Source organism: Enterobacter sp. FW301-JW81, assembly GCF_058788735.1.
The window spans coordinates 984,494-1,004,346 of sequence record NZ_JBYTBA010000001.1; the positions used below are offsets into that span (position 1 = coordinate 984,494).

Sequence of the window (19,853 nt, forward strand, 5' to 3'; positions counted from 1 at the left end):
GTCAGGTGGGGAAAGATCTCAGACCGGCATCGATTTACGAATGGCGCTCAGCAGCGTTTGCGCACCAACAGAAAGCGGGGTATCCACCCGGGTCAAAATGCCGATAGGTTCACCGGCGCCAGGGGCGGTCACCGGCAGGGCGGTCAGCGTTCCCTGACGCAAATCGTCTTTCACCGCCCCGGAGGGGACGAACCAGACGTAGTCATAGTCCAGCGTGAGCTGGCGTGAAAGCGAGGCCGAAAGCGTTTCGATACAGCCGGAAGGCAGCGTACATCCCTGCATCTGAAGCAATGTTTCGGCGGCCTGGCGCGGTACGGTCCCTTTCGGGCAAACCACAACGGGCCACTCCGTGACGCGGCTTAGCGTGACGGTATCCTGCAAAAGAGGGTGATCGGGACGCACCACCAGCTTCAGGGATTCCAGGAACAGCAGCTCGTAATTAAGACCGCCCATCAGTTCCGGGTCGGACATTCGGCCGATACCGAGATCCAGCTCGCCCGATTTCAGCCCCGCGAGCAGCATGGTGTTGTTCATGGTGGCAACCTGAATGGTGGTATGCCGCTGCTGCTTGTGGAACTGGCCGATGACCGGTGGAAGAATGCCCAGCGCCGCGGTAGGGAGAGCTCCCACGCGCACGACCTCGCTGGCCTGCTCTGCTTTTCGGTGCAGGGACTGGCCTGCGGTATTGAGCGCATCCAGAACTTTGACGGCGTGGGTGAGGAACTGTTCGCCGACGAGGGTTAGCTGCGCCCCCAGCCGACCGCGGTCAAAAAGCCGGGCGCCGGTAAGCTGTTCCAGCTCGTTGAGGGTTTTCGAGAGCGCGGGCTGGCTCAGGTTAAGAGTTTCAGCCGCACGCCCCAGCGTTCCCTGTTGAGCGACGGCCACAAATGTATGCAAATGGCGCAAGCGTATGCGCTGACTGAACAGACCATTTTTTTCCATAGGCGATGTTAAAAACAGAGCGATGCGGGTGACAAGTTAAGTTGTTTAATTTTGATAACCTGATAGCAAAATATTTTTAACATTTGATCTGTTTGAGTTACAACAAATTTTTCGGCAGGGGATAAAAGCGAACGTCCTTGTTCATTTATTGCTCATTGCGGAGGGGGAATAGCTAAGCGGTTTAGATCACGCCGTCACCGCCGTCAGAACACCACACCTGACCGGAGGTAAAGGAACATTCATCAGAGGCCAGCGTGACGTACAGCGGAGCAATCTCCACCGGCTGACCGGGACGTCCCAGCGGCGTATCGCCTCCGAACTCCTTCACTTTTTCCATCGGCTGGCCGCCGCTGGATTGCAGTACCGTCCAGTAAGGGCCAGGGGCGACCGCGTTAACGCGAATGCCTTTCGGACCCAGCTGTTTGGCTAAGGATTTGGTAAATACCGCGAGACAGGCTTTCGTCTGGGCATAGTCCAGCAGAACGGGGCTGGGCTTCACCGCCTGAACGGAGGAGGTGTTGATGATAACGGACGACGCTTTCAGATGGCGCAGCGCCGCCTTGGTGATCCAGAAAGGCGCATACACGTTGGTTTTGAACGTCGCGTCAAAATCCTCGGTGGTCAGCTCTTCTAACGATTCCCGGAACTGCTGGCGACCGGCGTTATTGACCAGAATGTCCAGCCCGCCCAGTTTCGAGACGGCTTCTTCGACAAGATTCTGACAGAAGGTTTCGTCCCGGATGTCCCCCGGCAGCGCGACGGCCTTACGGCCTTCAGCTTTGATCAGGTCAATGACTTCAACCGCGTCTTTCTCTTCTTCCGGGAGATAGTTGATGGCCACGTCAGCCCCTTCACGGGCATAGGCGATCGCCACCGCGCGACCAATACCGGAATCGCCACCGGTAATCAGCGCTTTTTTGCCGGCAAGACGGCCATGCCCTTTGTAACTTGTTTCTCCGTGATCGGGTACAGGCTGCATTTCGGATGCCAGTCCCGGCGGCGTTTGCGGCTGTTCCGGGAACGGGGGCTGCGGGTAAGCGTTCTTACGGTGTGTATCACTCATAGCTGACTCCTTAAGCCAAGGGGTGAGATTTGATGGATAGTTGCAGCGTTAGCGCTTCGCTGAATTATTTCTGCAAACGATCGACACGGACGACGGCAGGGGATGATTTTTTATCAAGCGAACCGTTGATGCTAATCATCTGATCGGGTTTTACCGTTCTGCCGTCGAAGACTGCCTGGGGAATAATAACGTCGATTTTTCCGGTTTTATCCTGAAATACAAACTTATCGCCGCTACCGTCAATAAGATTACCGCGCAGTGAAATTGTTGCACCATCGTGCAGTTGTTTTGCCTGATCGATGGTCATAATTCGCGCGTCGTCGGTTCCGCGATATCCGCTGTCGAGAGCGTGCGGTGGCGGCGGCGCTTCACCTTTTTGTAACCCGCCGTTATTATCTGCCCATGCGGCCGGAACCAGAAATATCAAAAAAGCGGAAATAAGCGATAATTTCATCTGATATCCTTCATTTTGGTTGTCTTGACTTATTAAGTATTGTTGCTATTCCTTTATGTGGCAAATGTGATAAGTCCTAAAAACATTCGCGTTAGAAATCAAAATTATCGGATAATAAGCGGAACGGTGACGACGGCCATGAAGCGTGAAAATGAAAAGTTACCCGGGATAGATGAAAGTTATCGTTTGCTGACGTTTGAATACGCATTTCGTCAGGTTGGATTTATTGTTCTGTTGGTTATTATCGTCGCCGCCATTGCCGGTCTGTTTTCAAGCGGAATGGTGAGCGACACGGCCAAAACGAGTTCCGCTAACTCACTGACCATAAACTACGAACGCTTCGGACGACGCGAGACAGAGACGCGGATGCAGCTGACGTTTCCGGTGCAAACGGAGGGAAAGTATACCCTCAGCATGACCAGCGAGAGCAGCGAAGCGTATGAGCCGGGAAGCGTCTGGCCGCAGCCGGACAGCATGTTCAGCCGCGGGAATACCCTCTATTTTGTCTACAACAACCTGAAAAAGACGGACACCTTCTCTGTGTTGTTCTTTACGACGCCTTCCATCGCCGGTAAATGGAACACCGTCATCCGCATCAACGACGAGCCGGAAATGACCATCTGGCAATTTATTTACCCGTAGGAGGCTGATATGGATATGGTCTTACGCGCGCTGGCTATTTATCTGTTCCTCGTGGTGGTATTTAAAGTGGCCGGGAGACGCGCCCTGCTGCAGATGACCAGTTTTGATCTCATTTTGCTCTTGATTATTAGTGAGGCCACGCAGCAGGCGCTTCTTGGACAAGATTTTTCCGTCACCGGCGCGATGATTACGATTACCACCCTGGTGGTGGTTGATATTATATTCGGACTGATGAAGAAATATTTCTCCCCGGTAGAGAATATCCTTGATGGTACCCCCGTGATTCTGGTTGAGAACGGCGTCCCTTTAGCAGATAAACTTAAAAAAGTCGATGTGTCTTGCGATGATATTCTGGTGTCAGCGCGTCAGAATAATGGCATTACGGAAATGAGTAAAATCAAATATGCCATACTTGAGCGCAATGGACATATTTCAATCATTCCTTTCGAGAAATAAGAGGCGGCAAGATGAGCAATCTTTTTCACGACAACAATAATACCGTGGGTGAACTGACAAAAAAGCTGGCGAGTAAATTAACCGACCTCGGGCTTCGCTTAACCACGGCTGAATCCTGCACGGGAGGAAAGCTCTCGGTGGCGCTGTGTGCGGAAGAGAACACCGCCGATTTTTATGACGTCGGCCTGGTCGTGTTCAGCGATGCCGCGAAAGAGCGGATCCTCAACGTTCGTCCTGAGACGCTCGCGCGGTATACCGCCGTCAGCGAACAGACCGTCACCGAGATGGCCGCCAGTATCCGCGACATTGCCGAGGCTGATATCAGCATCGCCATCAGCGGATACGCAGGCCCGGAAGGGGGCGACGATGGCACGGCGACGGGGACGGTCTGCTTTGCCTGGAATATATGTGGTCAGACGAAAACCCGCACCGTACTGTTTTCCGGCGACTGTCAGGACGTGGTGGAAAAAGCGGTGCATTTTTCGCTGGCTGAACTGGTGACAACGCTGTCGGACGGGAATAACGGCTAAACGCACGCGGAGGTTGTATGGCTGTCATAGTGATTACTGGCGGAACGGCGGGCGTGGGAAAAGCCACGGCGCTGCGCTTTGCAAAGGCAGGTTACGATGTGGGGCTTATCGCCCGGGATGAAGCAAGCCTGCACTCCACGCAGGAAGAGCTACGGCGGTTTGGCGTCAATGCACGCGCCGTGCAGGCGGATGTCGCCGACAGCCAGGCGGTGGTGGATGCCGCTAACGAGATTGAGTATCGCCTCGGCGCGATTGATGTCTGGGTGAATAATGCCATGGGGGCCGTCCTGGCGCCGTTTCGTACCCTCACGGCGGACGAGTTTCGCCGCGTCACTGACGTGACGTACCTCGGCTACGTGAACGGCACCCGCGCCGCCCTGGAGCTGATGATTCCCCGCGACAGGGGCGTGATTATCCAGGTGGGTTCGGCGCTGGCCTACCGTTCCATTCCGCTGCAGTCCGCCTACTGCGGGGCCAAGGCGGCGATCCGCGGGTTTACCGATGCGGTGCGTACCGAGCTGATGCATGAGAACAGCCGGGTTCAGCTTTCGATGGTCCAGATGCCGGGGCTCAATACTCCGCAGTTCGAATGGGCGCGGAATAAGTTCGCCTGGGCGATGCGCCCGGTGCCGCCGGTATTTGAGCCTGAGGTCGCTGCCAGCGCTATTTTCAGGGTGGCGCAAAAACCGGTACGGGAGCTGTGGGTGGGCAGCAGCACCATCCAGTCGATTGTCGGTCAGTTTCTCTTCCCCGGTTTTCTTGACCGGCTGATGGTGAAAAAAGCCTGGGAAGGCCAGATGACCGACGATCTGAACGCGCCGGATCGCCAGGACTATCTCGATCGGCCGGTTAACGACCTGCACAAAATCCATGGCCGCTTCACCGACGAGGCGAAAAACCGCGCGTCGTCCGTCACTTCAGGTATGCCGGGTAAAGTGGCGCTAGGGGCTCTCGCGGTGGCGGGGATTATGCTAACGCGCCTGCTCGCCCGCCGAAAATAATTAGCGCAGCGCGCTACGGTGCGTCCAGAACCAGCGATAGCCGTATCCGCCAAGCGTGAGCTGAACGGTTTTGCCGCAAATCAGCGCATCATCGTAGCGCTTGTCCGCGAGACAGGCGGTCCAGGTGGCGTTGCGGATCCCCTTTGCGGTGAACTGCACCGGCTCGTCGCTGAAGTTAACGAAGGTCAGGATGCTGCGTTCGTCGGTCTCGTAGTAGATCCCCAGCACCGCGTCATCATCGATCGTGATGAGACGAAACGGCGCAACGGCAATCTCGGGAAACTCCGAGCGGGTATTGGCAATATCAATAATCCGGTGCAGGAGCGAGTTGCGGTGGAGCAGCGAATCGGCCACGTTGATTTTCTGGTAGCGGTAGGGGCCGTGGTCGATAATCGGGGCAATAAATTTATCCGGATCGGCGGCGGAAAAACCACCCCCCTGTGACCCTGCCCATTGCATGGGGGTGCGCACGGCATAACGCTCCTCCAGCTCCAGATCGTCCCCCATGCCTATCTCATCGCCGTAGCGCATCACCGGGACGCCCGGCAGGGAAAAGAGCACGGCGTGGCAGAACGCCAGCCGCTTCCGATCGCCGTTCAGCATCGGTGCCAGGCGGCGGCGGATCCCGCGCTGGTAGACGTTCATCTCTTCATCAGGGGCGAAGGTGTCGAGCACAAACTGCTTATCCTTCTGGCTAATCCCTTCCAGGTCCAGCTCGTCATGGTTGCGCAGCCAGTTGGCAAAACAGCAGGAGTCGGGCGGGACGATCATTTTCTTTACCGCATTGCGCAGCGGCCGGGCGCTTTTCTTCGCCAGACTGACGTAGAAATACTTGTTGAGCCAGAAGTTCAGCACCAGGTTCAGGCGGTCATTATTGCCGAAGTAGTCCCGATAGGTTTCCACCTCGACGTCAACTTCACCCAGCAGGATCGCCTCCGGATTATGCTGCTCAATAAGACGGCGTATATGTTCGAGGATCCACAGGCCTTTTTTTTCATCACCGTTTCCCGCCTGCGTGGTGAGGTGGGAGGCGGCATCCAGGCGAAAACCCGACACGCCCAGCTTGAGCCAGAAAAGAATGATGTTCTCAATCTCTTTCAGCACCGCGGGAGAGGTCAGGTTCAGATCCGGCTCGTGACGATAGAACATGTGCCGATAGTATTGTCCCGCCTCGTCGTCCCAGGTCCAGATGCTCTTTTCCACGCCGGGGAACATGGGCGTCGTGTCGTCCTCGTCGTTATCCGACCACAGGTAATAATCACGATAGGGTGACGCCGGGCTGCGGCGGGCCTGCTGGAACCAGGGATGTGCGTCCGAGGTGTGCTGGATCAGCAGCTCGATAATGACCTGCATGCCCAGCTCCCGGGCCTGCTCGATAAAGGCGATGATATCCGCCAGTTTTCCGAAGCGGGGGTCCACCTGAAGATGGTCGCTGACGTCGTAGCCTTCGTCGAGAAAGGGGGTGAGGTAAAACGGGGTGATCCAGATGACCGTCGCCCCCATGCGGCGAATATAGCGCAGCTTGGCCGCTATTCCGGCGATGTCCCCGCAGCCATCGCCGTTCAAATCATAAAAGAGTGCGGTATCAATCTGATAAATAATGGCTCGCGTATGCCAGTCCGTCATAGCATCCCTCAGTGGTAACCTTCAGTATCAGAAACCTTGCCCCGAAAGACGTAGTAGCTCCAGGCGGTGTACACCAGAATCACCGGAATAATCAGTAATGTCCCAACCAGCATAAACAGCTGGCTGGCAGGCGGCGCCGCGGCTTCCCACAGGGTGATGCGCGGTGGAATAATGTTCGGCCACAGGCTGATGCCGAGCCCGCTAAACCCGAGGAAGATCAGCCCCAGCGTCAGCAGGAAGGGGCGGGCGTGGCTCTCCGGGTTGCGCGTCAGCCGCCAGATCAGCACGCTGAAGAGCGCGACCAGCAGAGGAACCGGCAGGAACCAGAAGAAGTTGGGGAAGGTGAACCAGCGGTCGGCCACGTACTGCCAGCCGAGCGGGGTCCAGATGCTCACTACGGCGATAACCACCACCAGCGCCAGCAGTACGTGGCGGGTCAGCTCGCGCATGCGGGCCTGCAGCGCGCCTTCGCTTTTCATAATGAGCCACGTGGTGCCCAGCAGCGCGTAAGCGACGACCAACCCGATACCGCAGATGAGGTTGAAAGGGGTGAGCCAGTCAAGCGCCGAGCCGACGAACCGCCGCCCCTCCACGTCGAAGCCGTTAATCACGGCGCCCACCACCACCCCCTGGCTGAAGGTGGCGAGCAGGGAGCCGCCGGCAAAGGAGTAGTCCCAGAATTTGCGGTGGGAGGGCGTGGCTTTAAAGCGGAATTCAAAGGCGACGCCGCGAAAGATAAGGCCGATCAGCATCGCGGTGAGGGGGATGGTCAGCGCATCAATAATTACCGCATAGGCCAGCGGAAACGCGCCGAACAGCCCCGCGCCGCCGAGCACCAGCCAGGTTTCGTTACCGTCCCAGACGGGCGCCACGCTGTTGACCATCACGTCACGCTCTCTGGCATCGCCCACGAAGTTAAACAGCAGGCCGATCCCCAAATCAAAGCCATCCATGATGATGTACATCAGCGTGGCAAACACGATGATGGCAAACCAGATAACTGAGATATCGACGCCCATCAGATTTTCTCCTCTTCCGGAACAGACTCGGCGGCAGACAGCGGACGCGCGGGCGTGCCCGAGGTGTTTGACGTCAGCGTATCAACAGGCTGAGGGCCTTTCTTAATCAGCCGGATGAGGTAAACATAGCCCACGCCGAACACCGACGAGTAGACGACGAAGAACGCCAGCAGGCTAATGCTCATCTGAAGGGTGCTGTGCAGCGAGACCGCGTCGATCGTGCGCAGATAGCCATAGACGACCCACGGCTGACGGCCCACTTCGGTGGTCACCCAGCCCGCCAGCAGCGCCAGCAGACCGGCGGGCCCCATGCAGAGGGCAAACCAGTGGAACGGGCGCGAGTGGTAAAGTCGATGGCGATAGCGCAGCCAGACGCTGACCAGACCCAGGGTAATCATCAGCAGCCCCATACCAACCATAACGCGGAAGGACCAGAAAACGATGGTCGAGTTTGGACGATCCTCTTTCGGGAAGTCCTTCAGCGCCGGGACCTGCTTATCGAGGCTGTGCGTCAGGATAAGGCTGCCGAGGGCGGGGATCTCCAGCCCGTATTTGGTGCGCTCTTCTTCCATATCCGGCAGGCCAAACAGCAGCAGCGGGGTGGCCTCGCCGGGCGGATTTTCCCAGTGCCCCTCAATGGCGGCAATTTTGGCCGGCTGATGCTCAAGCGTGTTCAGGCCGTGCATATCGCCCACAACGGCCTGGATGGGGGCGACCAGCAGCGCCATCCACATCGCCATGGAGAACATGGTCCGGATGGCGGGGGTATCGTTACCGCGCAGCAGGTGCCAGGCGCCCGATGCGCCGACAAACAGCGCGCTGCTCAGGAAGGCTGCGATAGCCATATGGATCAGACGGTACGGGAAGGAGGGGTTGAAAATGATTGCCAGCCAGTCTTCAGGGATAACCTGGCCGTTCTGAATGGTGAAGCCCTGCGGCGTGTGCATCCAGCTGTTGGAGGCGAGGATCCAGAAGGTCGACATCAGCGTGCCGAGCGCCACCATGCAGGTCGAGAAGAAATGCAGGCCCGGACCAACCTTATTCCAGCCGAACATCATCACGCCGAGGAAGCCCGCTTCCAGGAAGAAGGCGGTTAACACTTCATACGTCAGCAGGGGACCGGTAATACTGCCCGCGAACTGGGAGAATCCGCTCCAGTTGGTACCAAACTGGTACGCCATGACCAGCCCGGACACGACGCCCATACCGAAGTTAACGGCGAATATCTTTAGCCAGAAGTGGTACAGCGATCGCCAGACGTCGTTTCTGGTGCGCAGCCACATGCCTTCCAGCACCACCAGATAGCTGGCGAGCCCGATAGTGATGGCGGGAAACAGGATATGGAACGAGACGGTAAAAGCGAACTGAATTCTGGCCAGATGAAATGCATCGAGTTCGAACATGGTCCGTACCTCTGAGACGATGGGGCACGAGAATTGCCGGGTAGCTCAGGACTGCCCGGCAAAACCGATTACGGTTTTTTCTTACCGGCACCCAGCTCGGCGCCGGTCAGCGGGTCGGCGTGTGGATCGGACTTCGTGCGGGCAGACATGGCCTTGACCAGGGTTGCCTGTTCGGTCGTCAGCGTCACGCTTGCGCTGCCGTCTCCGCCGTCCACGGCAGGCTGGGGTGACTCAACGTAATCGAAATGTTTATCGCTGTTCCAGCTTCCGCGAACCTCTCCACCTTCAGACATATTGTAGTACTTGTTGGTGAATTCCTCGATTGGCGGCAGTTTTCCCGGTGGGAAGTTATTACGTATGGACTGCAGCGCCTTCTCGAAGGAGAGTTGATGCGCCGCCTCACGCGTCATCAGAAATGCCAGCGCATCCTTGACGCCGGGATCGTCGGTCACGTTGATCAGCCGTTCATAGATGATTTTCGCCCGGGCCTCGGCGGCCACGTTAGAGCGCAAATCCGCCGTCGGTTCGCCGATGGTGTCGACGTAGGCCGCCGTCCACGGCACGCCCGCAGAGTTGGTCAGCGGGGTGCCGCCACCGTAAAGCAGGGAGGTGATGTGGCTGTCGTTACCGTTTTCGGTCATCGACCGGTACAGCTCGGCCTCATTTTCCACCCCTTCCGCCAGCGCGCCTTTCGCGCCTTTATTCAGCATACCGACCAGGGTACCGATGATTTCGAGGTGGCTTAACTCCTCGGTCGCGATATCCATCAGCATATCTTTACGGCCGGGATCGTCATCGCTCAGGCCTTGCGTAAAGTACCGGCAGGCGGCGGCCAGCTCGCCCTGCGGCCCGCCAAACTGTTCCAGTAAAAGATTGGCCAGGCCAGGGTTGGGTTCAGCAACGCGAACCGTGTATTGCAACTGTTTTACGTGTCGAAACATGCTCACTCTCCTGTGGATTATTTTTTCGCTTCGACACCTGACGCGTCTGAACGCAGCAGGAACTGTTCCGTCGTTTCCGGGATATGACGGATCAGCCAGTCGGCCATTTCACGCTCTTCCGCCAGAATGGTCTCGATAGCAGGCACCGAAGCGAGATCGCCCGCTTTTTTGGCCGCCGCCAGCAGGGAGGTATAGCAGGCGATTTCAAACTGCTCGAACACGTAGCCGCTGATCGAACCCTTCACGATTTCGTCAGAAGGGAACATGCCGCCGATGGACTGACCCAGCGCCGCCATTTTGCTCATTGAGTCTTTTAAAACCGAACGAGAAATATCATTACGGTCGAGGATTTCCTCCAGCAATGTAATTTGCCGTTTTGTCTCATTAATATGTTGCTCAATTCTTGCGCGAACATCAGGATAATTATCGATACGGCTGGCCATGGATTCCAGCATAGATTCGGCTTGCTTTTCCATCGCATGGGCATCGCGTAGCCAGTCATGGTAGTGTTCTACGTGATTCATCATTGTATCCTCATAATGGGTTCGCTTATTTGGTCTCACTTTCAGCAGCCTGATCGGCACGCGCGGCACTGTAGCCAGATAAGTGGCCGACAATATTAGCGTAAATACTGATAATAATGACCCACAGCACGCTGTTCTTCCACCATATTACGGAAGGGATAGCGAGAATGAACCATATTATAGCTGCCGTTAAATGGCACCGTTTAATTGTCCTGGGACTGATGCTCATTTTATTTAACCTGTGTTACAGCGTCATTTTTGCGCTTTTTGGTTAATATTTCCAACGGCCAGGTCGGTGAGTTTAAGATCGGTTTCTTTTTCTTCTTCCAGAGTTTCGGCGAGAAGTTTAACGGCTTTTTTATAGCCCAGTTGTTCAGCAAGTGTGGCAAGGGTACCGTAGCTGGCTATTTCGTAATGCTCTACTTTTTGCGCAGCGGCAATTAACGCGGCATCACGTACTTCATTCTTTTCCGTACTTTCAATGACTTCATTGGCTTCCTCTATTAAGCCTTCCATCGCTACGCATTTCATGCGCTTGATTTTGATGCCGTCTTCCTGTTCGACAATCTGGTCAATACGTTCGATTTGACCCTGCGTCTCTTCAAGGTGTGCGGTAAAGGCTGCGCTCAGCTTCTCGCTCGACGCGGCGCGGGCAAGCTTGCTCAGCGCGCGGGTAAGCTGTTTTTCCGCGCTGTAGGTATCCGACAGAAGATGAATAAAGACATCCTCGACGCTTTTCATATTCATAATAATTACGCTCCGGTAAAATAATGAAAGGGTACTGCGAGCTTTTCAGCCCGCAGCATGCTCTCAGGTTTTATTAAAAGAGTTTTAAATAAGATCAGGAGTTATCAGATTTACGGCCTCCGCCGTGACTGTTCTGTCCTCCTTTTTTACCCGCTTCAGAAGCGCGTTGCGGATCGTTTTTAAAGTTGCCACCGCTATGCTGGCCACCTTTACGTCCAGCTTCTGATGCTTTTTCACGGTCTTCAGCGAAATTACCGGAACCACCACGATGCTCTGCCATATTAAACCTCACAATAATATATTGGTTATGTCAGTTCGATACGAAAATATTCCGTATCACTCGTCGTTCGAGTAATAACTCTAGTCGCTGTGCGGTGTGCGTCAAATGCAACTCGTCATTCACGGCTGCGTTATTTTTAAATATTTGTAAATTTACGCTTCGCTTCGGGCGGAAATATGGATGAGCGGGAAGGACTTGTAAACAAATGCTCAGATTAATCCTAAGTTTTCGCTAAAAAGCTGAAAGATGAAGATAAAAATAAAGGGGTACTCATTCCGTCTAATTTTTAGACAGCGCGCAGTCAAAAAATACTCCTTTATAGCTAGAAAGCGGAACCCTAAATAATTATAAAAAACTGGAGAAGCGGACGAGAAGAAAGGTTGGTTGATGTACGACCCGTTCAGAGGGCCCATAGCACACGGTTTGACCACTGTCGTCTTAAGATCACAATTCAGAAATTCTTCCCCCCGGAAGGAACGGGTTTCTCTACACTCCAGGTAATATTCACTGGAGGCATGACATCATGGCGAACACCATCACGGCTGATGACATTCGGGAACACTTTTCGCAGGCTATGTCGGCGATGTACCAGCAGGAAGTTCCGCAGTACGGCACCTTGCTTGAACTGGTTGCAGACGTCAACCTGGCGGTTCTGGAAAACAACCCACTATTACATGAACATCTGGCAAACGCCGATGAGCTTGCGCGCCTGAACGTGGAGCGTCACGGGGCGATCCGCGTCGGTACGGCGGAGGAACTTTCCACCCTGAGACGGATATTTGCCATTATGGGCATGTACCCGGTCAGCTATTACGATCTCTCCCAGGCAGGGGTGCCGGTTCACTCCACGGCGTTTCGCCCGATTGATGATGCCGCGCTGTGCCGTAACCCGTTTCGTATCTTTACCTCACTGCTGCGCCTCGAACTGATTGAGAACGTCGCGCTGCGCGAGCGTGCCGCGGAGATCCTGTCTCACCGGAACATCTTTACCCCGCGCTGTCTGGCGCTTCTCGACCTGTATGAAGCAGAAGGGCAGTTCACTGACGCGCAGGCGCACGAGTTTGTGCAGGAAGCGCTGGAAACCTTCCGGTGGCACCGTCATGCGACCGTCGATCGGGAAACCTATCAGGCGCTGCACAACGAGCACCGCCTGATTGCCGATGTGGTCTGCTTCCCGGGTTGCCACATTAATCACCTGACGCCGCGCACGCTGGATATTGACCGGGTGCAGGAGCTGATGCCGAAGTACGGCATTGAACCTAAAGTTCTGATTGAAGGGCCGCCGCGTCGCGAGGTTCCCGTCTTATTGCGTCAAACCAGCTTCAAGGCGCTGGAAGAGCCGGTGCTGTTTGCCGGTGAACATCAGGGTACCCACACCGCGCGCTTCGGTGAGATTGAGCAGCGCGGCGTGGCGCTGACCCCGAAAGGCCGCGAGCTGTACGATAGCCTGCTCGCCCAGGCCGGCACCGGTAAAGATAACCTGACGCACCAGCTGCATCTGCGGGAGATGTTTAGCGCCTTCCCGGACAGCGAGCTGTTAATGCGCCGTCAGGAGCTGGCCTATTTCCGCTACCGTCTGACGCCTGCCGGAGAAGCCCATCGTCATGCGTTCCGTCCCGGCGACGATCCGCAGCCGCTGATCGAGCGCGGATGGGTGATTGCCCAGCCGATCACCTATGAAGATTTCCTGCCGGTCAGCGCCGCCGGGATATTCCAGTCCAATCTCGGGAATGAAACACAGGCGCGCAGCCACGGCAATGCCAGCCGCGATGCGTTTGAAGCGGCGCTCGGCTGCCCGGTGTATGACGAGTTTACCCTCTATGAGGAGGCTGAAACGCGCAGCAAACAGCGTTGCGGTTTGCTCTGAAATCGTTACTCTGCTGGGGTGTGATGGAAAAAATAAGGTCGTTATGCAAAATCCTTCCGCCCCTGTGGTTGAAACGCGCTGCGGCGCACTGGCTGGTTTTACTGATAAAGACGTTCATGCGTGGTACGGGATCCCTTACGCCGAGCCGCCCGTGGGTGAGTGGCGCTGGCGCTCGCCGCGGCCGCCTGTGCGCTGGGAGGGCCTTCGCGAGGCTACGGCTTTTTCGCCCTCAAGCTGGCAAAGCAGCGAGTATTGTCAGGAGCTGGGCGGCGGCGATCCGGGCCAGTTTTCTGAAGATTGTCTCTATCTTAACGTCTGGTCTCCCACAGAGCGTGCGGAGCCGCTTCCGGTTATGGTCTGGCTGCACGGGGGCGGGTTTACCCTGGGCGCCGGTGGCCTGCCGCCGTATAACGGCAAAGCGCTGGCCACGCGCGGCGCGGTTGTCGTAACCCTCAATTACCGTCTCGGCCACCTCGGCTTTTTCGCCCATCCTGCTCTGGAAGGGGAAGAAGACCGCGTGGTGCATAATTTTGCCCTGCTGGATCAGATAGCTGCCCTTGAATGGGTGCGGGACAATATCGCCGCGTTTGGTGGCGATCCTGCCAATATCACCCTGTTTGGCGAATCCGCTGGCGCGCGCAGCGTGCTGTCGCTGCTGGCATCGCCCCTCGCAAAGGGATTGTTCCATAAGGCGATTATCCAAAGCGGCTATACCTTGCCGGACACGCCGCGCGAACAGGCGCTACGGAAAGGAGAAGCCCTGGCCGCCCATTTTGGCCTGGAGAACGCAACGGCCGAGGAGCTGCGCGCCATTCCACCCGACGTGTTCTGGCCGTTAACCGCGCCGCTTAACGTGGCCCCGGCGCCCATCGCCGGAGACTGCGTTCTGCCGGAGGCCATGCTGGACGTCTTTTTCGCCGCCCGCCAGCACCCTGTGCCGGTGATGATTGGCTCTAACAGCGACGAAGCCAGCGTGATGGCGGTGTTTGGCATCGATCTCGCGGGGCAAATCCAGAAGCTGCGCCGGGAGCGCCGCTTCGGGCTGGGGCTGATTAAGTTGCTCTATCCGGGCGTGAAGGGCGATGAAGAGCTGGGCAGGCAGGTGTGCCGCGACATGGCGTTTACGACGATGGGCTATGTGGTGATGCAGGCCCAGCAGCGCGTCGGCGGATTGTGCTGGCGCTACTGGTTTGACTATGTCGCCGAAGCGGAACACGCCACCTATGTCAACGGCGCCTGGCACGGCAACGAGGTTCCCTACGTCTTCGACACGCTTGGCCAGGTGGAACCCTCGCGCCAGTATGTCAACGCGCGGGATCTTCAGTTTGCTGCCCAGGTGGCCGATTACTGGGTGAGCTTTGCGCGCGACGCCGGTCGTCGCGACAGCCTGCCAGGGCCGACGCGCTGGCCCGCGTGTCGCAAAGGACGGGACGTTCTGCTACGCATTGGTGTGAATAAACATGCAGGTTTCAGGCTTGAAAACCGCTTTATGCGCGCCCGCATGAGCCTCTTTAAACGGGTGATGAAACACCACGTCAGCCTCGATTAAGCAAACACGCGCGAAACGCCGCCAGCCCGTTTTCCTCGCCAGGCGTTTCGCGCAGCACCAGCCGGTAGCTTGCGCCGGTTTTTATGCTCGTCTCAAAGGGTCGTATCAGCCTTCCGGCCCGGACATCTTCGGCCACCAGCGTTTCGTCGGCAATGGCGACGCCGAGCCCCTGAATGGCGGCCGTGATCGCCAGATCCATCGTGTCGAAGTGTTGATTTTTGTGCATGACAAAGCCGGGGCCTTCCTGTTTTGTCAGCCACAGCGACCAGTCTGTCTTGTCCCTTGTCGGGTGAAGAAACGTTAACGATCCCAGCGCTGCACCCGCGCGCACCGGGCTTATCACCGGGGTGAGCGCCTCTTCGAACAGCAGATCGCCCGCGCTCATGTGCGTGCCGAACACGATGGCCGCGTCGTAGGATTCGGTTTTGAAATTGACGTTGTGATCGGTGGTGGTGGTCAGCGCAATTTGCAGTTCCGGCTGCTCGCGCTCCACCTCCAGCAGGCGCGGCACCAGCCAGCGCATCGCGCAGGTGGGGGCCTTGAGCCGGATCACGGTTTGCTGGCTGCGGGCCTGATCGGCCACGGTCAGCAGGCGTTCGAAAGCCGACTGCAGTTCCGGCAGCAGGGCGCTGCCCTGCGAAGAGAGGCGTAAGCCGCGCGCGTGGCGTTCAAAAAGCGGAAAGCCAAACCACGCCTCAAGGGAGGCAATTTTGCGGCTCACGGCGCCCTGCGTCAGACAAAGCTCGGCGGCAGCATGGGTAAGATTCAGGTGACGCGCGGTGACTAAAAATGCGTCAATGGCATTGAGCGGGAGCGAACGGCGCGACATGGAAAACCCTCAGCTATGCATTTTTCTCATGGCTATTATGACAACAATTCGATTGTCCCGGCAACGAACTTGTTGTTTGAATAGTTATGCAAAGACCATGAGAAGGGTAACAGGATGACTTTACGAACGCCGGTGCAAACGCGCTCCAAACTGCCAGATGTGGGAACCACCATTTTTACCGTTATCGGCCAGCTCTCGGCGCAGCATAACGCCATTAACCTTTCTCAGGGCGCACCGAATTTTTCCTGCGACCCGAAGCTTATCGCGGGCGTCACCCGCGCAATGGAGGCGGGGCATAACCAGTACGCGGCGATGACCGGCCTGCAGCCGCTCAAAGAGCGCATTGCCGATAAAATTGCCACGCTCTACGGCACGCAGTATAACCCTGCCAGCGAGGTGCTGGTCACCGCCAGCGCCAGCGAAGGGCTCTATTCGGCGATTAGCGGGCTGGTGCATCCGGGCGATGAGGTGATTTACTTTGAGCCGTCATTTGACAGCTATGCGCCGATTGTCCGCCTGCAGGGGGCAACCCCAATCGCCATCAGGCTCACGGTGCCGGATTTTGCCGTCAACTGGGACGAGGTTCGCGCCGCGATCACCCCGCGCACGCGCATGATCATCATTAATACGCCGCACAACCCGAGCGGCCAGGTCTTCTCCACCGACGATCTACAGCAGCTGGCGGCGCTGACGCGCAACACCGACATCATTATTTTGTCTGACGAAGTGTACGAACACGTGGTGTTTGACGGTGAGCCGCACCACGGGATGGCCACGCACCCGCAGCTGGCGGAGCGCAGCGTGATTATCTCATCTTTCGGAAAAACCTATCACGTCACCGGGTGGCGCGTGGGTTACTGTGTTGCCCCGGCGGTACTGATGGACGAGATTTGTAAAGTCCATCAATTTTTAATGTTTTCTGCCGATACGCCAATGCAGCACGCGTTTGCTGAACATATGGTCGACCCGCAAACCTGGCTGTCGCTGTCGGCGTTTTACCAGCGCAAACGCGATCTGCTGCACGGTCTGCTGGCCGATTCGCCGTTTACGCTGTTGCCGAGCGCCGGTTCGTTCTTCATGCTGGCGGACTACAGCCAGTTCAGCGACGAGCGCGACAGCGAGCTGGTGAAAAGGCTGATCGTTGAGTACGGCGTTGCCACCATCCCGCTGTCGGCGTTTTATGCGGACGGTACGGACAATAAATTGATTCGTCTCTCTTTTGCGAAAGATGAGGCGACGTTACGGGCAGGTGCCCAGGCCCTGTGTCGGGTTAAACCACGCTGAGGAGTTGTAGATGAAATTACGCGCGTTAGTTGTCGGCATGGGATTGCTGTGTACTTTTTCCTCCTTCGCGGCCACCGAGCTGCGTTACGGTCTGGAAGCGGAATATCCGCCGTTTGAGAGCCGCAATGCGGCGGGCGAGCTGGAAGGGTTTGACGTTGAGCTGGGGAATGCCATTTGCAAAGCGGCTGCGCTGAAGTGCAGCTGGGTGGAAACCTCATTTGATGCGCTGATCCCGGGGCTGGTGGCGAAGAAATTTGACGCCATCAACTCGGCGATGAACATCACCGAGCAGCGCCGCAAGAGCATTGATTTTACCCAGCCGATTTACCGTATTCCGTCGCAGCTCGTTGGCAAGGCCGGCACGGCTGTCGAGGCAACGCCAGAAGGGCTGAAGGGCAAAACCATCGGCGTGCTGCAGGGATCCATCCAGGAAACCTATGCCAAAGAGCACTGGGAAAAGCAGGGTGTCACCGTGGTGTCTTATAAAGATCAGAATATGGCCTGGGGCGATCTGCTGAATGGCCGTATCGACGCCTCGCTGGTGATGTCCGCGGCCGGGCAGGCAGGTTTCCTCAGCAAGCCGCAGGGTAAAGGGTTTGGCTTTATCGGCAAACCGGTGTCAGACGACACTATCCTCGGCAGTGGGATCGGTTTTGGGCTGCGTAAAGGGGACGAGGCCACCAAAAAGCAGCTTGATGCCGCGATTGATAAAGTACGTGCCGACGGCACGATCGCTAAACTCGCTGATAAGTACTTCCCGGGTATCGATGTCAGCGTAAAATAACCGCCTCATTGGCCCCGGTGAGTGATGTCGCACCGGGGCATTTTTATACACATTTTCCAGGCTTTCTTTACACCACTTTCGGGCCGTTCTGGTCGACAGAAAATATTTCTCACTTTGTTCAGATAATCACCGGCCAACAATTGGATTCTTAACCATTTTTGTTTAGGCTGTGCGTTCTTTCTTGCCGTCATTTCGCCGCGCGCGAAACACATTCACACGACCATAAGGACGTTTTTCCAGGCATGAATCGCAGACGTTTTCTAAAAGGCTCGCTGGCAGTGGCAGCCCTGAGCGGCACATCCGGCCTTGCTTCCCTGTTTTCCAAAGCGGCATACGCTGCTGACTCTGACATCGCTGACGGTCAGAGCCGTCGTTTTGACTTCTCCGTACTGCAATCCATGGCGCATGACCTGGCGAAAACCCCTTGGGGTGGCGCGCCGCGCCCGCTGCCGGATACGCTGGCAACCATGACGCCGCAGGCGTACAACGCCATCCGGTACGATGAAAAACAGTCTCTGTGGAACAACGTTGAAGGGCGTCAGCTGGACGTACAGTTCTTCCATATGGGGATGGGGTTCCGCCGCCGCGTGCGGATGTTCTCTTTGGATCAATCCACCTCGATGGCGCGCGAGATCCACTTCCGTCCTGAGCTGTTCAGCTACGGTGAAACGAGCGTAGATACCAAACAGCTGGAGGGGCAAAGCGATCTCGGCTTTGCAGGCTTCCGCGCCTTTAAGGCGCCGGAGCTGGCGCGTCGCGATATCGTCTCTTTCCTGGGGGCGAGCTACTTCCGCGCGGTGGATGACACCTACCAGTACGGCCTTTCCGCACGCGGCCTGGCGGTCGATACCTTTACCGACACCCCTGAAGAGTTCCCGGACTTTACCTCTTTCTGGTTTGAAACCGTCAAGCCGGGTGATACCACGTTTACCGTCTATACGCTGCTCGACAGCCCGAGCATCACCGGTGCCTATAAGTTTGTGATCCACTGCGAGAAGAGCCAGGTGATCATGGAGGTCGAAAACCACCTCTACGCGCGTAAGGACATTAAGCAGCTCGGCATCGCGCCGATGACCAGCATGTTCAGCTGCGGCAATAACGAACGCCGCATGTGTGACACCATTCACCCGCAAATCCATGACTCCGATCGCCTGGCGATGTGGCGCGGCAACGGAGAGTGGATCTGTCGTCCGCTGAACAACCCGCAGAAGCTGCAGTTTAATGCCTACATGGATAAAAACCCGAAAGGGTTCGGCCTGCTGCAGCTCGATCGCGATTTCTCGCACTATCAGGACGTGATGGGCTGGTATAACAAGCGTCCGAGCCTGTGGGTTGAACCGCGCAACGACTGGGGGAAAGGCTCGGTTGGCCTGATGGAGATCCCGACGACGGGTGAAACCCTGGATAACGTGGTCTGCTTCTGGCAGCCGGAAAAAGCCGTCAAGGCGGGCGACGAGCTGGACTTCAAATATCGCCTGTACTGGAGCGCCATGCCGCCGGTGCGTTCTCCGCTGGCCAACGTCTTCGCCACCCGCACCGGTATGGGCGGGTTCCCGGAAGGCTGGGCGCCGGGCGAGAATTACCCGAAAGTGTGGGCCCGCCGCTTTGCCATCGACTTCGTCGGCGGCGACCTGAAGGCCGCAGCGCCGAAAGGTATCGAGCCGGTGATTACGCTCTCCAGCGGTGAAGCGAAGCAGGTTGAGATCCTCTACGTCGAGCCGTTTGACGGATACCGTATTCTGTTTGACTGGTACCCGACGTCGGATTCAACGGAGCCGGTGGATATGCGCCTGTTCCTGCGCTGCCAGGGCGATGCCATCAGCGAAACCTGGCTGTACCAGTATTTCCCGCCAGCGCCGGACAAACGTCAGTACGTTGATGACCGGGTAATGCGTTAACGATTGATTCCCTC

The 19,853-nt window shown here is 56.8% G+C and carries 21 protein-coding genes; 9 read left to right on the forward strand and 12 right to left on the reverse strand.

From position 1 onward, the window contains the following. Positions 1-18: 18 nt before the first annotated feature. The 3 genes from AC3WOK_RS04715 to AC3WOK_RS04725 all read right to left on the reverse strand — a co-directional run bounded on the left by AC3WOK_RS04715 (position 19) and on the right by AC3WOK_RS04725 (position 2,459). Positions 19-942, reverse strand: a complete 924-nt coding sequence (locus AC3WOK_RS04715) for a LysR substrate-binding domain-containing protein (protein WP_059310152.1) — start codon at positions 940-942, stop codon at positions 19-21. A 181-nt stretch (positions 943-1,123) separates the two neighbouring features. Beyond that, positions 1,124-2,005 (reverse strand): SDR family oxidoreductase, encoded by an 882-nt coding sequence (locus AC3WOK_RS04720; protein WP_492354039.1) that lies wholly within the window; start codon positions 2,003-2,005, stop codon positions 1,124-1,126. Between the two features lie 64 nt (positions 2,006-2,069). Continuing rightward, on the reverse strand, positions 2,070-2,459 hold the full coding sequence (locus AC3WOK_RS04725; RefSeq protein ID WP_008502282.1) for a YdeI family stress tolerance OB fold protein: 390 nt from the start codon (positions 2,457-2,459) through the stop codon (positions 2,070-2,072). 138 nt (positions 2,460-2,597) lie between these two features. On the opposite strand from AC3WOK_RS04725, the gene AC3WOK_RS04730 reads away from it, so the two are divergent. From AC3WOK_RS04730 to AC3WOK_RS04745, 4 genes are read left to right on the forward strand one after another with little or no spacing between them, the layout of a single operon-like run. Continuing rightward, complete coding sequence (locus AC3WOK_RS04730; RefSeq protein WP_447855607.1) at positions 2,598-3,101, forward strand: hypothetical protein; 504 nt, start codon at positions 2,598-2,600, stop codon at positions 3,099-3,101. Positions 3,102-3,110: 9 nt separating this feature from the next. Continuing rightward, positions 3,111-3,557: a DUF421 domain-containing protein gene (locus AC3WOK_RS04735; RefSeq protein ID WP_059310149.1), complete on the forward strand. Its 447-nt coding sequence runs from the start codon at positions 3,111-3,113 to the stop codon at positions 3,555-3,557. 11 nt (positions 3,558-3,568) lie between these two features. Continuing rightward, positions 3,569-4,087, forward strand: coding sequence for a 2-oxo-tetronate isomerase (locus AC3WOK_RS04740; protein ID WP_447855608.1), 519 nt, complete (start codon positions 3,569-3,571; stop codon positions 4,085-4,087). A gap of 17 nt (positions 4,088-4,104) precedes the next feature. Continuing rightward, positions 4,105-5,088, forward strand: coding sequence for an SDR family oxidoreductase (locus AC3WOK_RS04745; protein WP_447855609.1), 984 nt, complete (start codon positions 4,105-4,107; stop codon positions 5,086-5,088). Here AC3WOK_RS04745 and AC3WOK_RS04750 read toward each other — a convergent pair whose 3' ends face one another. The 8 genes from AC3WOK_RS04750 to AC3WOK_RS04785 form a co-directional block, all read right to left on the reverse strand. Then, the gene (locus tag AC3WOK_RS04750; RefSeq protein WP_447855610.1) at positions 5,089-6,714 is read right to left on the reverse strand and encodes an alpha-amylase family protein; all 1,626 of its coding nucleotides are present in this window, start codon (positions 6,712-6,714) and stop codon (positions 5,089-5,091) included. Positions 6,715-6,722: 8 nt separating this feature from the next. Next, a complete protein-coding gene (gene cydB / locus AC3WOK_RS04755; protein ID WP_492354040.1) occupies positions 6,723-7,733 on the reverse strand; it encodes a cytochrome d ubiquinol oxidase subunit II in 1,011 nt (336 codons plus the stop codon). Continuing rightward, positions 7,733-9,136 (reverse strand): cytochrome ubiquinol oxidase subunit I, encoded by a 1,404-nt coding sequence (locus AC3WOK_RS04760; protein ID WP_429052741.1) that lies wholly within the window; start codon positions 9,134-9,136, stop codon positions 7,733-7,735. Before AC3WOK_RS04760 ends, cydB begins: the two co-directional genes overlap by 1 nt. 68 nt (positions 9,137-9,204) lie before the next feature. Then, on the reverse strand, positions 9,205-10,077 hold the full coding sequence (locus AC3WOK_RS04765) for a manganese catalase family protein (RefSeq protein ID WP_059310143.1): 873 nt from the start codon (positions 10,075-10,077) through the stop codon (positions 9,205-9,207). Positions 10,078-10,094: 17 nt separating this feature from the next. After that, the gene (locus AC3WOK_RS04770) at positions 10,095-10,601 is read right to left on the reverse strand and encodes a ferritin-like domain-containing protein (RefSeq protein ID WP_047348571.1); all 507 of its coding nucleotides are present in this window, start codon (positions 10,599-10,601) and stop codon (positions 10,095-10,097) included. 25 nt (positions 10,602-10,626) lie between these two features. Continuing rightward, complete coding sequence (locus tag AC3WOK_RS04775; protein ID WP_013096662.1) at positions 10,627-10,830, reverse strand: hypothetical protein; 204 nt, start codon at positions 10,828-10,830, stop codon at positions 10,627-10,629. 23 nt (positions 10,831-10,853) lie between these two features. Beyond that, on the reverse strand, positions 10,854-11,348 hold the full coding sequence (locus AC3WOK_RS04780; RefSeq protein ID WP_023311678.1) for a YciE/YciF ferroxidase family protein: 495 nt from the start codon (positions 11,346-11,348) through the stop codon (positions 10,854-10,856). A 94-nt stretch (positions 11,349-11,442) separates the two neighbouring features. Beyond that, positions 11,443-11,628: a con-10 family general stress protein gene (locus tag AC3WOK_RS04785; protein WP_004150795.1), complete on the reverse strand. Its 186-nt coding sequence runs from the start codon at positions 11,626-11,628 to the stop codon at positions 11,443-11,445. A 523-nt stretch (positions 11,629-12,151) separates the two neighbouring features. Here AC3WOK_RS04785 and hglS point away from each other — a divergent pair. Together hglS and AC3WOK_RS04795 are read left to right on the forward strand one after the other, a co-directional pair. Continuing rightward, positions 12,152-13,495 (forward strand): 2-oxoadipate dioxygenase/decarboxylase HglS, encoded by a 1,344-nt coding sequence (hglS, locus tag AC3WOK_RS04790; RefSeq protein WP_447855611.1) that lies wholly within the window; start codon positions 12,152-12,154, stop codon positions 13,493-13,495. Positions 13,496-13,538: 43 nt separating this feature from the next. Continuing rightward, positions 13,539-15,044 carry a carboxylesterase/lipase family protein gene (locus AC3WOK_RS04795; RefSeq protein ID WP_447855612.1) on the forward strand — a complete coding sequence of 502 codons (1,506 nt, stop codon included), beginning with the start codon at positions 13,539-13,541 and terminating at the stop codon, positions 15,042-15,044. Here AC3WOK_RS04795 and AC3WOK_RS04800 read toward each other — a convergent pair. Further along, the gene (locus AC3WOK_RS04800; protein ID WP_059310140.1) at positions 15,031-15,873 is read right to left on the reverse strand and encodes a LysR family transcriptional regulator; all 843 of its coding nucleotides are present in this window, start codon (positions 15,871-15,873) and stop codon (positions 15,031-15,033) included. The two genes, AC3WOK_RS04795 and AC3WOK_RS04800, sit on opposite strands and share 14 nt — an antisense overlap. A gap of 114 nt (positions 15,874-15,987) precedes the next feature. On the opposite strand from AC3WOK_RS04800, the gene AC3WOK_RS04805 reads away from it, so the two are divergent. From AC3WOK_RS04805 to AC3WOK_RS04815, 3 genes are all read left to right on the forward strand, one after another. Continuing rightward, positions 15,988-17,157: a pyridoxal phosphate-dependent aminotransferase gene (locus AC3WOK_RS04805; protein ID WP_063428142.1), complete on the forward strand. Its 1,170-nt coding sequence runs from the start codon at positions 15,988-15,990 to the stop codon at positions 17,155-17,157. Positions 17,158-17,167: 10 nt separating this feature from the next. Then, complete coding sequence (locus AC3WOK_RS04810; protein ID WP_025756391.1) at positions 17,168-17,941, forward strand: transporter substrate-binding domain-containing protein; 774 nt, start codon at positions 17,168-17,170, stop codon at positions 17,939-17,941. Between the two features lie 242 nt (positions 17,942-18,183). After that, the gene (locus AC3WOK_RS04815; protein ID WP_059310138.1) at positions 18,184-19,839 is read left to right on the forward strand and encodes a glucan biosynthesis protein D; all 1,656 of its coding nucleotides are present in this window, start codon (positions 18,184-18,186) and stop codon (positions 19,837-19,839) included. Positions 19,840-19,853 lie beyond the last annotated feature (14 nt).